Source organism: Vibrio sinensis, from assembly GCF_003605645.1.
Classification (GTDB): domain Bacteria; phylum Pseudomonadota; class Gammaproteobacteria; order Enterobacterales; family Vibrionaceae; genus Vibrio; species Vibrio sinensis.
In genome coordinates this window covers 667666-682082 of record NZ_QVMU01000001.1, presented here as the reverse complement: position 1 = coordinate 682082, position 14417 = coordinate 667666, and the positions used below count along the sequence as shown (strand labels likewise).

The following is a 14417-nucleotide window of genomic DNA, read 5'->3' as shown; positions in this document are numbered from 1 at the left end:
TACAGACTTCACCCATGCTCAGATGGCTTTCATGTTTGCCGTCTACCTGAAATTTAAAAGCTATTGTGCATAGCGTGATTTTCAATCAGGAAACTGAAGATGTTCTAATGTTCTAATGTTCTAATGTTCTTTTGAAGAAAATGCTGCCATTCAATTGGAATTTAAATAATACGATCATAGCGATTAGGTCGTTATTTAATTATTACAAATATACCTTGTGGTTTGACCAGATAGCGTGTTTATTAAGTTGCTAGTGAGAAGATAAATTACGTGAAATTTGATAGATGTTGAAATTTAACATATATATGCGATTAATTTAGCCTTTTCTACGACTAATGGATGAAGAGATGCGCTTGTATTGAAAGCTTATTCAGTTAAGCTGACTAATAGGTCTAACAATAGAGAGGCAGTCTCATGTACAAGGTCTTGATCGCGGATGATCATCCGCTGTTTAGGGATGCGATAGTGCATATTTTCGCGAGTAAGTTTCCTACCAGCACTACCTATGAAACGGAAGATATTGCATCTACTTTATTATTTGCTAAAAGCCATGATGATATCGATCTTATTTTACTTGATCTGAATATGCCGGGGATGTCCGGGCTCAATGGTTTGCTGGATCTGATCAATGAGTGCCCAACTACGCCTGTTGTTGTCGTATCTGCAGAGAACAAAAAACAGGTGATTTTACAAACCATTGCGTATGGCGCCGTTGGATTTATTGCTAAGTCATCATCTAAAGAAATGATAGCAGATGCCATTGCGACAGTATTAGAGGGCAATATCTATCTACCCGCAGATATTATCCGTAATCAAGCAGCACCTACGTCTAAGCAAGAATCGCCACTTCTCCCTGAGATGCTATCTTCGTTAACACGACGCCAATTAATGGTTTTGAAGTGTATGACGAAAGGGGAGGCTAACAAGCAAATTGCCTATAATTTGAATGTGTCGGAAACCACGGTAAAGTCCCATGTCTCTTCCATTTTGAAAAAGCTTGGTGTTTCCAATCGTGTCCAAGCTGTTCTCGGTTGTAGTGATATTGATTTTAGCCAATACCTAAAACGCTAAAACGCAATTCATTGTGACTAAAAAGTTAGGATAGCAATATGTCTATCCTAGTTTTGCTTGACAATATTGTTCTGTACGATGAATAAATATACTTATTGTGAATTTTTAACTTAATCTCAATAAATTGTTAGATAGAAAAAATTTACTTAAGTAAGTAGAGCATAGTTGTTTTCAATTTCATTGGCTTGACCGGTTTGTTTAATACCAAAATATTATTAATTTTTGCTTGGTTTTTTAATTCTTCACTGTAGTTTGCTGTGATCATGAGTGTAGGCAACGGCTTGTTTCTCATTTTATTTATTTCATTGGCAACATCAAGTCCGTTAATATCATCATTTAAGTGATAGTCGGTGATTAATATATCTACGTGTTCGTCAAAAATATCGGTTTTTCTACGCAGTTCTTCAAGGCTAATTGCTGTCACTACATCACATTGCCAGCCCCCTAATAATCGAGACATAGCTTCACAGATACTGGTTTCGTTATCGATAAACCAGATTTTGCGACCAGCTAAATCCGTATTAGCGAGTATTCGATTGGTAATATCATTGCTTACTGGCGTTTGGCTCATTTTTCCAAGCGGGACAGTAACGGAAAACATGGAACCTTTGCCTTCGGTTGAGTTAACTTGAATGGGATGTTCGAGTACTTTTGCGACTTTATCGACGATAGCAAGACCAAGCCCTAGACCGTTACTAAAAGCTTTAGGTGAGGATTTTAGTCGTTTAAATTCTTTGAATATCTCATCGAGTTGATCTTTGGCAATCCCAGCACCGTTGTCCCACACTTGAATTGAAATCGAATCACCTTGTCGTCTACAACCTAATAAAACTTTACCGTTGTCAGTATATCGAAATGCGTTCGAAAGGAAGTTGCGCAAAATGCGAGCTAATAAAACGCTATCAGAGTGCACGATGACATCGCAAGAAATATGGTGCAGCGTAACACCAAACTGGTCGGTAATATGTTGATATTCATTAGCTAGATTATTGAGTAATTCGCCTAGGTTAAAAGCGCTCTTATCCGCTTTTACAACGCCAGCATCTAATTTAGATATATCTACTAAAGTACAGATCAGGTTTTCTAAGTCGTCTAGCGAATTGGTAATGGACCCCAGCAAAGAGGTGGCCTCTCTATCTGAAAGTTGTTCAGTTAGGGAACTGGTAAATAACTGTGCAGCATTGAGCGGTTGTAATAAGTCATGGCTGACAGCTGCTAGAAATTTTGTTTTGGATATGTTTGCTAGTTCCGCTTCGCTTTTTGCAGCGACTAGGTTGAATTGTGCTTGGCGACGTTCTTCTACTTCGTCTATTAACCTATCGTTGAGTTCTTGTAGCTGTGAAGTTCGTTCTTTTACTCTGATTTCGAGAAGATCGTGAGCTTTTTGCAATGCCAACGCATTGTTTCTTCTCGCGGTAATATCGCGAACTAAAACAAAAAAACCTAGAACGGCGTCGTTACTGTCTCTGTTCGGTACATAAGATTTAAGTAAGTGAGCAGGTTGTCCTGAACGGTTTATAGACTCTATTTCAAAGCTAACACTTTCCCCTTGTAATGCTCGATCGACGTAGGGTTGAAGTTGGGTAAAATCTTCATGGATACTGCTTTTTTCAAGATTGAGGCCGTACAGATCGCCTTTGGCTAAGCCGTACCAGTCAACATAAACTTGGTTAGTAAATTGGAACTTCAGATCGGCGCCCACATAGGCGATCATCGCCGGCACATTATCGGTAATGAGTCGAAGCCAGCGTTCGTTTTTCTTTAGTGTCTCAGCATATCGGTGTGAAGTCGTGATATCGGTAAAGGTTTTGACTAACTTGCCATTTTTAAGGCGGTGATCCCGTATCTCCAGAACAGTACCGTTGGTTAGTGTTTGTACGTAAGAGTCATTTTCAAACTTTGGTTCAAGATCAAGCTCTGTCGAATTTTGTAAGTTCGAGAAGTAGGGCATTGATCGCAACATATTAGGCGAAAGCTTACTCATTTCTATGAAACGTTTATTCCAAACTTCAATTTGGTTATGGCTGCTGATCAGAACAACACCCTGAGAAAGGTTATCGACCAAATTTTGCAGTAGCTTTGACTTGTTCGCCATCGCTTCTTCATAACGTTCACTTTCAGCTGCTTTTAATGCCGTGATATCAGTGTATAGCATTACCCAACCACCCTCACGAGTGCGGCGTTCACTTAGTTGAAACCATCGGTTGTCGGAAAGTTTATAGACGGGATTATGATGGGCATCCCCCGGATATGCTTGGGAGATGATGCCTCGAGTTTTAGCCAACGCTTTAAAATCTTTGAGATTAGCTCCTTCTTCAATTCTTAATCCTGATTTTTTCCAATAGTTAACGAAATTGCTATTTTGTAAAATGATACGCCCATCGCTATCGAGTAGAACAAACGCATCAGAAATACTCTCAATAGCATCAATAAATCGTTGTTTAAAAATGTTGGCTTGTTCATTGGCTTTTTTCAATGCGCGATTACTTCGTTCGAGTTGAGCTAAGGTCTCGTTCAGTATTTGGGTTTTCTCTTTTACTTGTTCGGCGAGATGTATTGAATGCTCAAATGCGGCATAGGGTTCATTTAGATTTCCACCGCCTTCTTCAACGCGTTCCATTAGGACTCGGTTGATTTTTTCTAGTTTGCTATTTTTAAGCTTAAGTCGTTCTATCTCCTGGGTTAACGTCTGGTCACACATTGCTTTCTCCAGAAGTATAGTTTCCTGCAGAAGTATAGTTTTCTCCGGAAGCATTGCTTTCTCGAGAAGTATTGCTTCCAGCAGATAGATAAACACCAGTAAAAGTTTGGTTTAGATGCATGCCATTAATGTGTTCACCATAAGTATTAAAACCAAAAATTCGATATTGCTTCTGCAAGGGTTCAATACCAGAAATTAAATTCTTCTGCTCTATTTCGAGGCGACGTAAAAAGCAGTCACAGGTAAGAACAAGTTCAGGTTGCTGTAATTTTTCTTCTAACGACGCCAACTTTGTTGACAAAGAATCGATGATATTACCCATAGTAACGGAACTTAGTACGATGCCGGTATCTACGGCACAATAGAACGTTAGGCTGTAATCGGTGGTATTTACTTTTTGTATCGCTCGAATATAGTATTTTCCGCCAACTTTTACCGCCAATGGATGTAGTGAGAAAACATCAGGATTGAGGTCACTAAGATCCATTCCTAAAATGCGAGCGTATTCGAGAGCCGCTGGTTCTGAGTTGAGTTCAAACACGGTTCGGCTCTGTGCATCTACAGCAGTGACAACGAGTTTCTCTTTTGACGATTGAATATGATCACAATTGAACACTTCAAATTGGCAAGTAGTATTCACCATGACCACAACGGCTGCTTGTTGGATAAACTGACCTTGGTGGTAAACATGAGTGTTGGCTAAGTTAATATCATCACCAGCAGAGCCGCCAAAGTGGGGAATACCGTTTGCAGCGGAATTGAGGATACTGAGAAGTTGCTCTTCTTTGGTCGATAGACCATCAATGAGTGTCAATATAAACGTATTATTCTCAATGGAGGTGAGATCTTTGGCATTACACTTTTCGGTTAATTGATTGATTTTTGTCTGTGCAGTGATGAGATCAAAGCAATCAATAGATTCAATGAGTTCTGTACTAATGGCAAAATATTCTGGTGAAAACCACATCGCAATAATTGAACCTTGCTCATAGCCATCGTTAGTGATTTCTCCAGCGGTTGTACAACCTGCGAGTTCGACATCACCAAATTGATTGCTCATCGCACCGGCCAGTTGTTCAAGAGGATAGGCGGCAGAACAGTAAAAAAGAACAAAACCATTGTAAGGTCGATCTAAAAGATCAAAGACTTCTTGGCTTGCCAATATTGGACTTTGGTTTCGACTGACTGCATATTTTGTTTTTATTTTAGTCATATTTTATCCTGTTGATGCCGAATTTATTCAGATGCTAATACGCTTATTTGGCGCAAAAATTGGGCTAGTGTATGGTGAGAAATCTCATTTAAGCGATATTCAAGATCATGAAGTTGATAAAGGTCTGTCACAATTAGACTCAGATCTTTCAATTGTTCGTGGCTGAGTATTTGATACTTCCCTTGATAAAAACGTCGTACTTTCTGTTTGGCTAAAATCAATGCGTTAGATAGAAATGCATCATCTTTCGCTAGCAGAGTCAGTGATAGTAAAGTAGAGTTTTTACGCTGATTTGTATTGATGTCGAAAGCGCTATAAAACACCAGTTCATCCGAATCATCACAATATAGAGCCGCAATGCTGTAACACTCCCCAGATATCCTTGGCTGTAAAAAAGTAGCAGACGCACCAATTACAAAACTGGCAATCCTAGCAATTAGGCGTAGTTCGCGTTCTATCCTTATCCGAGCTAACCAATTATTGAAATTACAAGTATGTAACAATGTGGTTACATTATCTCTGATCTGATTTGCATGCTTGCTTTGTTTTAAATCTGTTGAGTTTATTATCCGAAAACTTGAGGGAGTTTGGCTTTTTGACACAAAGGGTTGACCTAACTCTGAATGCAGATTATGCAAAATGCTCGGTATATTGGGTTGTTGGCATTGGGTACTTTTTTCAATAACAGAGATGAGGTCTGGTATTACAACTGAGCAAGGTAAGTGTTCAGAGGTATTGATAAGTAGGCGGCTTCCTAGTGGTAGAGCTTCAATGGCGTATTGCCGATCTAAAATGCTACATAGCGCACTGATATTAACGGGTATATCAAATTCAATCAGACTGAATGTCGACCAATTACGTTTTCTTGCGTTATGGGGAGGGATACAGACGTGCACGCTATTTTCTATTAGTGGCTTACATAAAGTGTTTTTTCTGCTGGGCAAAGAATTGGAAGAGCCGTTACTTTGTGTTTGAAGCTTATTAATGGGATTGGCTATTTGAGCAAATCCACTTACCGAAGGTGACAGGGACAGTTGTTGTCTTAAATATGCCGTTTCATCCGTGAAATCTGTTCTTTCTTTTTCTTTTTCTTTTTCTTTTTCTCTTGTTCGGCGAGAGTGCAACTGCATGAGTTGTTTGATACCTAGTGGATATTTACTATTGAGTGGAACATGAGTATTCACTGATTCGACGTCTTTGATAGAAGCAGGGACAAGGTCATACAACATTCTGTGTATTCTATCGATTTGTTGTTCTGAGCAGATCACTCTTAATGCAAATTGATTGAGGGCGTTTGTATCCGATGAAATGGGATTAAGTTTGCCACCATATTTACTTACCATAGATGATAAATCATTAACTTGATTCAAAAACAAAGGATGGAATTTGAAGTCTAACCACCAAGTATAGACCGAATGTTTGGTTTGCTCATTGTGTGGGTTTGAATCCTGATTAAGCATATGTTTCGCGCAAGAAAACGGTTTATTTATCGCGTTACTATCAGCGCACGATTGATATTCGAACAGTAAAGGAGCGATGCATTTTTGTAGTTCATCGGGATGATCTGAAATGGTGAATAACTCAATATTGTCACTTCGATAATATTGATTGTGATATTGAGTCACTGAATCTACGGTTAGTTGTTGTAAGCAATCTGTCACACCGCCATGACAATAAATTTTGTGCTTAGAATGATCGCCGCGAAGAATCTGAACTTGCGTCAAATAATCCGCATTAGATTGGTAACCAAGTAGTTCTCTATAGATGACTCCTCGACCATCACCAGAGTATATTTCTTGTTCAAGTTGTTGTTGAGTAATGATAGGAAAGAGAATGCCGGAGATTAGATAGTGTAAGGCTGTCTCTAAACCATGTTGATCTTGGCTCGTACAGTGGAAGCAAGTTAAGCCATCCCATGTTGAGGCATTGATTTTAATATCGGTTAGAGAGGTTAGCTGAAATAGTGTACTTGTCTCAGGGGAGTGGAGGCTTTTGCGAAAGATGAGATGCTCAACCGCGTGTGCTAATCCAGAGTCATCGACAACGGGGGTTTTAACAAAAATTACCGCGCAGTATCGTTCGTTGGCACTTTTATCATTATCGATGTTACGCATGGAATCTGGATGGATATTAACATGTACAAGCCCTGATTCATGCTCAAATTGATTAGCATGAATATCAGGGCTTATGAGGTTGTTTTGGACTACGAAACCCGTGGTCATAACTTTAATGTCGCGATGTCCGCAATGCGTTTACGTTGCTTAATCGGTTTTGTGGGTTGATTGGCTTGTTCAATAGCTTGAGCTATTAAGTGGTGGTCCTCTGACTTGCTACAAACAGGGTCGGTACGGTTCATGTCTCCGGTCAACATGTAAGCCTGGCAACGACAGCCACCGAAGTCTTTTTCTTTTTCATCACATCCTTGGCAAGGTTGTGGCATCCAATCATCACCTCGAAAGTGATTGAACGAGAAGTCTTTATGCCAAATATCATCAAGTGTTTTTTGTGTCACATTGGGAAACGTTAATGGAAGAATCTTGGCGCTATGGCAAGGGAGGGCACTGCCATCAGGTGTGACGGTTAAAAATGTACTTCCCCATCCGTTCATACAAGCTTTGGGGCGATCTTCATAATAATCGGGTGTAACAAAAATAAAATGAGGATCGCTATCAGTTTGCTTTGCTCGAACTTCATTTACCACAGACTCTGCCCATTCCAGCTGATCTTTGCTGGGTAATAAGTGGTCTCGATTATCGAACGCCCATCCGTAATATTGAGCAGTCGCTAGCTCGACATAGTCGGCTTTTAGTTCACGGCTTAACGCGAGGATTTGCGGAATTTCGCTGATGTTTTGTTTTGAGATGACAAAGTTAAGTACCATCGGGTAGCCCTCAGCCTTAACGATTTCCGCCATCTTTTGCTTTTGTTTGAATGCATTACCACGCCCTGCAATTGCGTCATTAAGTTCAGGATCCGCTGCTTGAAAGCTGATTTGAATATGGTCTAAACCAGCAGTTTTGAGTTGTTTGATACGTTTCTCGGTTAAACCAATTCCAGAGGTAATGAGATTGGTATAAAAACCAAGATTTCGACCATGCTCAACGAGTTGCTCTAGGTCTTTTCTCAGCAGCGGTTCACCACCGGAAAAACCGAGTTGTACCGAGCCCATTTTTCGAGCCTGAGTCAATACATCTAACCATGCTTCTGTAGAGAGTTCTTGCTCTCGGCTACCTAAGTCAGTCGGATTTGAGCAATAAGAACAGTGGAGTGGACACTCGTAGGTTAACTCAGCGAGTAGCCAAAAAGGTGGGCCAACGGAAGCTTGTTTAGACATAGCGAATCCATTTCTTTTGTTGAGCAACACTTAAAAATTCTTCGATATCATCACGAATGTCACCCACCTGTGGGAATTGCCGCTGCAATAAGACAAGGATCTGATCAATGGTGTTGTTACCATCAATCTTCTTGAGTATTTCTGCGGCGCTATCGTTGAGTTTTACCATGCCCTCAGGATAAAGCAGTACGTAACAACTTTGCGCCTGTTCGAACTGCAAACGAAATAAAGGATTCATCTGTGGTGCTGCTTGTGATGTGGTCATTAGAATATCCCTTTGTGATAGTTTGGCCGATCATCAACATGCGAATAGGGTGGACGTTCGTACTGGTAAGCCATCGTCATGGCATCAAGCATTGACCATAAAATATCGAGTTTGAATTGAAGAATATTAAGTGCATGCTCTTGCTGTTCGCGGGTGGTGAAATGATCTAAGGTGATAGCCAACCCATGACTGACATCTCGTCTCGCCTGTGAGAGTCGCATTTGAAAATACTCGAGACCCTCAGGTTTTATCCAAGGGTAATTACTCGGCCAGCTATTGAGTCTGCTTTGATGGATCTCTGGCGCAAACATTTCGGTGAGAGATGAACATGCAGCTTCTTGCCACGTGGCGCGGCGTGCGAAGTTTACATAGGCATCAACGGCAAACCGTACTCCTGGTAGAATGTACTTTTCATCTAACATATCTTGGCGTGTGAGGCCGACGGCTTCACCAAGGTTCAGCCATGCTTCAATTCCGCCCAATGTCTCTTCTTGGATAGATCCATCGTGATCTAAAATACGCTGAATCCATTCACGGCGAGTTTTAATATCACGACAGTTTGCTAGAATTGCTGCGTCTTTGACTGGAATATTGATTTGATAGTAAAAGCGGTTGGCGACCCAACCACGGATTTGTTCAACACTACACTCACCATTGTGCATCATGATGTGGAAAGGGTGATGGATATGATAAAGTGCACTTTTTTCCCTAAGTTTTTGTTCAAACTCTTCTTTTGTCCAAGGCTGCATTGTCACCTCTAAATTGTTATTTCCATGCCATCTGTTGCGATTTCTACACCGCTATCAAGGACATATTGGTGGGCCGATGATTCTTCATTCAAGATAGGGTTGGTATTGTTAATATGAATCAGAATCTTTCTTTTAATATCAAATCGTTTTAGAAGAGCGACAGAACCATGTTCACCATTCACGGGCATATGCCCCATATCAGCTCCGGTTTTCTGACTAAAACCATTTTGAATCATCTCGTCATCTAGCCACAGTGTCCCATCAATCAACGCACACTCTGCATCCGCTAACATAGATTCGACTAGAGCGTTTGTTTTGACGATGCCGGGAGCATAAAACAGCGATTTGCGGGAAGAGGTATCGACTATTTTTAGGCCAATATTATTTCCTGGAACGATATCGTCACGATAAGGGGAGTATGGCGGCGCATTAGATTCCAAAGGAACAGGATAAAAGATAAGGCCAGAGACTTGCTCTACTTCAAATGGAGCTTGATAGTCCGCACTAATTAAATGGTGCTGAAGACCACCATGCCAATGACTTAATAGGTTAAAAAGTGGGTAGGCGGTGGTTAAATCTTCATGAACAACTTGAGTACAGTAAACAGGAAGTGGTAAGCCCTCTCTTAACGTAAGTAAGCCAGTTGTGTGATCGACTTGACTGTCAGTAAGAATAGCGGCTTTAAGTTTGGTTCCTCTTTTAGCGTCATTTGGCCAAAGCTGTGGTGATTGATTAAGTTGTTGGCGAATGTCAGGAGATGCGTTAATTAAAACCCAGTGTTCTCCATCTGAACTAACAGCAATTGAGGATTGAGTGCGAGGCTGAGCTTTGATTTTCCCGTTTCGTACACCGGCACAGTTGTCACAATGGCAGTTCCATTGTGGAAAACCTCCGCCTGCTGCCGAGCCTAGAATAAGAATATGCATGGCGTAAGTGTCCTAATAAATAGATGGGGCTGAAGTTATCTATAGTTTGGGATAAAAATCCCCACAATCTGAGATTACGGGGATTCGACTTTAGCGGTTACTGATGTAAAGCGTAACTTCAAAACCTAGACGCATATCTTCAAATTTTGGTTTGGTCCACATAGCTTGTTCCTCCGTTGTTGTGTTTTGTGTCACTGATTCCAATATAAGAGTTGGCAAACAATTAAAACATTATACTTTGGGTGGAAAAACGGACGACAATGGTCCTAAACTTAATCACTTACCTCACATTTTATTGCTAATTCGTCAGTACGTTTTTCTATTGAACGTGATGTTTTTCGCTTTTTACCATACTTGTTAACCACGCATTGGCTAGGGCTTTCAATGGTGACTAAGCACTCGAAACATTGAATACACTCACCATAGTGAATCGTGCCATCTTGCTGGATCGCATCAATACCACATTTTTTAGTGCGACAAAGGTGGCAAGGGTTTCCACACTCCTTTCGTCTAATAAGCCCTTTGATTAAAGGGTATCGTCCGAGAATTGCGAGACCAGCGCCTAAAGGGCATAGATAGCGACAATAGAACTTATGAATTTTTAAGCTAATCAGCAATAGAGCAACGGCATAAAGGGTGAACGGCCAATAGCGAACGAAATTGAGTGTAATAGCGGTTTTAAATGGTTCGACTTCAGCCATGTTCTCTGCCCAGCGAAGTGAATAAAACGCGGTGGCAACGAGTGTGAATAAAATCAGGTATTTTAGTTTGCGGCCTAATTGATGGATACGAGGTGAAAGTTTGATCTGTTTTATTTTTAGTTTGTTGGCGAATAGTCCCATAAATTCTTGCAGCGCGCCAAATGGGCATAGCCAGCCACAAAATAATCCACGTCCCCACAAAAATAGAGAGATAAAAACAAACACCCAGAGAATGAAAATAATGGGGTCTAGTAAAAAGACTTCTACCTGAAACCCTTTCACTATTGAAAGCAATAGGGTGTAAATATTAACGACAGATAATTGTCCTTGGCTATAAAAACCAATGAAGAAGACAATAAATAGCAGTGATAAATTTCGGATAATATGAGTAAGGTTAGCGTAAGACGCCAATGTTTTTTGCTTAATGAATATAACAGTGAGTAAGCATAGATAGAGGGTTAAAATGATAATTTCGGTTTGGCGGCCTTGCCAAATAGTTAGCCATAAAGGCTGACGTTCTTCCGTATCTGCATGTTGTCGTTGTTTCTTAAATAATGCGTTAGGTAGGTCAACTATAAACTCGAATTTATGTTGATTTTGAGTTAAGAAAGATTGGTTATAATAAAGAGATAGGCTGATATCAAACGGCCTATGGAGTTCAAAACCAGATTGAGACTTCACAGAGAATATTTTTATATCATCAAACTCAGGAGTAGCGAGATTAAATGTAGGCTCGCTAAAACTGTAAAAGTCGATATCTCGAATCTCGACAGGAAAATCATCTTGCGAGGCGCTCAGGCGACTTGATATGGTTTGAGGAATAAAGTCGTCACTAATGAATGAGTATTGACCTCGATTAAGTAATACTAATGCGTGTTCTCCCGGCTTCATGTTTTCTAATAAACGTTGATATTCTTGTTCGCTAAATAGATTTCTACCTACGATAGGTATATTGGCAAAACCGAAATAGAGATCAACAAACGGGCGCTCGTCTTGGGTGAGTTGATCGATCTCATCAATCACTTCATCAGACAAGTTATTTTTAAAGTCGGGGGATGTTTGCCAGTGTTTGAGGTAACCATTTTTTATTAGTTCATCAAAGCTAAGAGGGCGAAATAAGTCTTGGCGAATTTCATATGGAGCGCTTGCCACGAAGCCCTCTAACTTAGCTCTCGCCACTTTTAATGCCGAGGCTATGATGGTGTCGTTGATAACCAATACCGAAACGGTTGCTCTAGTGACGCCATCAAAATAGGTGGCTTGCTTCGAAATCTTATCTTTGCCGTCAATAATGAAGCGTTCTTTAACTGAGTGTCCTGGGTATTGTTCAATAAATTGCAGCATCGCTTGTTCACCTAAGCCATGCAAAAAAATAGGTTCATGATGCTTTAACATCTTTACGCCGTTTATAACACCATCAGTATCTAGACCAATTAGTAGGTTGATAGACTCACCAGAAAAACCAATAAAGTCAGTCAGTGGGTCGGTTTCAAATACGTAACCGAGTAGTTCATTAAGCTGATAAACGGGGATGACGGGAAATTGTTGATCAATGGCACCAATACGTGTGGCACTAGGAAAGAGTTGCGCGACACCGCTAGGAATTTCAGTTGTATCATTATCCGCTAAGGTAAAAAAAGGGATGAGGAATAGAAGAAGAAAGCGAAAGTTGAAATTAGGAGAGTGCCAAACCGTTATCCATATCCATTTTAAAATGCTCATGTTAACGCCCTAATCATTGACAATAACGCTTAGAAGCAAAAAAGGCTCCCAAACCAAAGTTTGAGAGCCCAGCTCTTGGTAATTTAGAAGAAGCCTAGTGGGCTAGTGCTGTAGCTCACGAGTAGGTTTTTCGTTTGTTGGTAGTGATCTAGCATCATTTTGTGCGTTTCACGACCGATACCTGACTTCTTATAGCCACCGAAAGCAGCGTGTGCAGGGTAGAGGTGGTAACAGTTAGTCCAAACACGACCAGCTTGGATGCCACGACCCATACGATAAGCTAGGTTTGAATCACGAGTCCAAACGCCAGCACCTAAGCCGTATGCTGAGTCATTAGCAATCGCAAGGGCTTCTGCCTCATCTTTAAATGTTGTTACCGCGATAACTGGACCAAAAATTTCTTCTTGGAAAATACGCATTGAGTTATCACCTTGTAGGATAGTTGGCTGAATGTAGTAGCCGTTGCCTAGCGAATCGCCCAATGTTTCTTGGTCACCACCAGTGAGTACTTTTGCACCTTCCTGGCGACCGATGTTCAAGTAACCCATGATTTTGTCGAACTGTTCTTGAGAAGCCTGAGCACCGACCATGGTTGTTGTATCTAACGGGTTGCCACGGACAATTGCGTTGGCTTTCTGAAGTACTTTTTCCATAAATTGGTCAAAAATATCTTCTTGGATTAAAGCGCGAGATGGGCAGGTACAAACCTCGCCTTGGTTGAAGAAACCAAGAACAAAACCCTCTGCACATTTTTCTAGATAGTCATCTTCGTGTTGAGTGACATCACTGAAATAGATATTTGGTGATTTACCGCCTAGTTCAACCGTTGATGGGATCATATTCTCAGCAGCACATTTTAAGATGTGTTCACCAACAGCAGTTGAACCCGTGAACGCAATTTTCGCGATACGTGTGCTGGTGGCTAGAGCTTCACCCGCTTCTCTACCAAAACCATTTACGACGTTAAGAACGCCCGCTGGCAGGAGATCTTCGATTAGTTCGATTAATAGGAGAATACTTGCAGGTGTTTGCTCTGCTGGTTTAAGAACAATACAGTTACCCGCAGCTAGTGCTGGAGCGATTTTCCACGCTGCCATTAGCAGAGGGAAGTTCCATGGAATAATCTGACCGACGACGCCTAGCGGCTCATGGTAGTGGTATGCAACAGTGTCTTTATCGATTTCAGACAGCGTACCCTCTTGAGAACGAATACAGCCTGCGTAGTAACGGAAATGGTCCGAGCTAAGTGGCACATCGGCCGCGAGAGTTTCACGTACAGCTTTGCCGTTATCCCAAGTTTCAGCGACTGCAAGCGCTTCTAGGTTTGCATCAATACGATCTGCAATTTTCAAAAGGATGTTAGAGCGCTCTTGTACAGAAGTGCTTCCCCATGCATCTTTCGCAGCGTGAGCTGCGTCTAGTGCAAGTTCGATATCTTGTGAACATGAACGAGGAATCTTACAAAACTCTTCACCAGTTACCGGAGTGGTGTTACCAAAATAAGCACCTTTTACCGGTGGAACCCATTTGCCACCAATAAAGTTTTCATACTGTGCTTTAAAAGAAACGACAGAGTTGTCGCTACCCGGATATGCATAAATCATATGTCACCTCGAATCTAGACCCACTAGAGTTTGACTCTTTCCATGGTCTGTTTTTATTCGCTCTGGGTTGTCCAAAGCACCTGATAGACTCATAGTAGTCTGGAGAAACGAGACACAACATGCTTCCTTGG

11 protein-coding genes are annotated in these 14417 nt (G+C 41.1%); 1 reads left to right on the top strand and 10 read right to left on the bottom strand.

Going from position 1 to position 14417, the window contains the following annotated elements; all coding sequences use genetic code 11:
• Positions 1–414 precede the first annotated feature (414 nt).
• Positions 415–1071 (top strand): LuxR C-terminal-related transcriptional regulator, encoded by a 657-nt coding sequence (locus tag DZ860_RS02820; protein ID WP_120029380.1) that lies wholly within the window; start codon positions 415–417, stop codon positions 1069–1071.
• 142 nt (positions 1072–1213) lie between these two features.
• Here DZ860_RS02820 and DZ860_RS02815 read toward each other — a convergent pair whose 3' ends face one another.
• The 10 genes from DZ860_RS02815 to exaC all read right to left on the bottom strand — a co-directional run bounded on the left by DZ860_RS02815 (position 1214) and on the right by exaC (position 14286).
• Positions 1214–3772: a hybrid sensor histidine kinase/response regulator gene (locus DZ860_RS02815; RefSeq protein ID WP_120029379.1), complete on the bottom strand. Its 2559-nt coding sequence runs from the start codon at positions 3770–3772 to the stop codon at positions 1214–1216.
• Positions 3765–4985, bottom strand: coding sequence for a nitric oxide-sensing protein NosP (nosP, locus tag DZ860_RS02810; RefSeq protein WP_120029378.1), 1221 nt, complete (start codon positions 4983–4985; stop codon positions 3765–3767). The genes DZ860_RS02815 and nosP overlap by 8 nt, the downstream gene beginning before the upstream one ends.
• A gap of 23 nt (positions 4986–5008) precedes the next feature.
• A complete protein-coding gene (locus DZ860_RS02805) occupies positions 5009–7099 on the bottom strand; it encodes an insulinase family protein (RefSeq protein WP_133305432.1) in 2091 nt (696 codons plus the stop codon).
• 104 nt (positions 7100–7203) lie between these two features.
• On the bottom strand, positions 7204–8319 hold the full coding sequence (gene pqqE, locus DZ860_RS02800; RefSeq protein ID WP_120029376.1) for a pyrroloquinoline quinone biosynthesis protein PqqE: 1116 nt from the start codon (positions 8317–8319) through the stop codon (positions 7204–7206).
• Positions 8312–8584 (bottom strand): pyrroloquinoline quinone biosynthesis peptide chaperone PqqD, encoded by a 273-nt coding sequence (gene pqqD, locus DZ860_RS02795; protein ID WP_120029375.1) that lies wholly within the window; start codon positions 8582–8584, stop codon positions 8312–8314. Before pqqD ends, pqqE begins: the two co-directional genes overlap by 8 nt.
• Entirely contained in the window at positions 8584–9333 is a 750-nt protein-coding gene (gene pqqC, locus DZ860_RS02790) for a pyrroloquinoline-quinone synthase PqqC (RefSeq protein WP_207890582.1), read from the bottom strand. The genes pqqD and pqqC overlap by 1 nt, the downstream gene beginning before the upstream one ends.
• Positions 9334–9341: 8 nt before the next feature.
• A complete protein-coding gene (pqqB, locus tag DZ860_RS02785; protein WP_120029373.1) occupies positions 9342–10259 on the bottom strand; it encodes a pyrroloquinoline quinone biosynthesis protein PqqB in 918 nt (305 codons plus the stop codon).
• 90 nt (positions 10260–10349) lie between these two features.
• Positions 10350–10421: a pyrroloquinoline quinone precursor peptide PqqA gene (gene pqqA, locus DZ860_RS02780; RefSeq protein ID WP_082930703.1), complete on the bottom strand. Its 72-nt coding sequence runs from the start codon at positions 10419–10421 to the stop codon at positions 10350–10352.
• Positions 10422–10531: 110 nt separating this feature from the next.
• Positions 10532–12682 carry a 4Fe-4S binding protein gene (locus DZ860_RS02775; protein WP_120029372.1) on the bottom strand — a complete coding sequence of 717 codons (2151 nt, stop codon included), beginning with the start codon at positions 12680–12682 and terminating at the stop codon, positions 10532–10534.
• A gap of 83 nt (positions 12683–12765) precedes the next feature.
• A complete protein-coding gene (gene exaC, locus DZ860_RS02770) occupies positions 12766–14286 on the bottom strand; it encodes an acetaldehyde dehydrogenase ExaC (protein ID WP_120029371.1) in 1521 nt (506 codons plus the stop codon).
• Positions 14287–14417 lie beyond the last annotated feature (131 nt).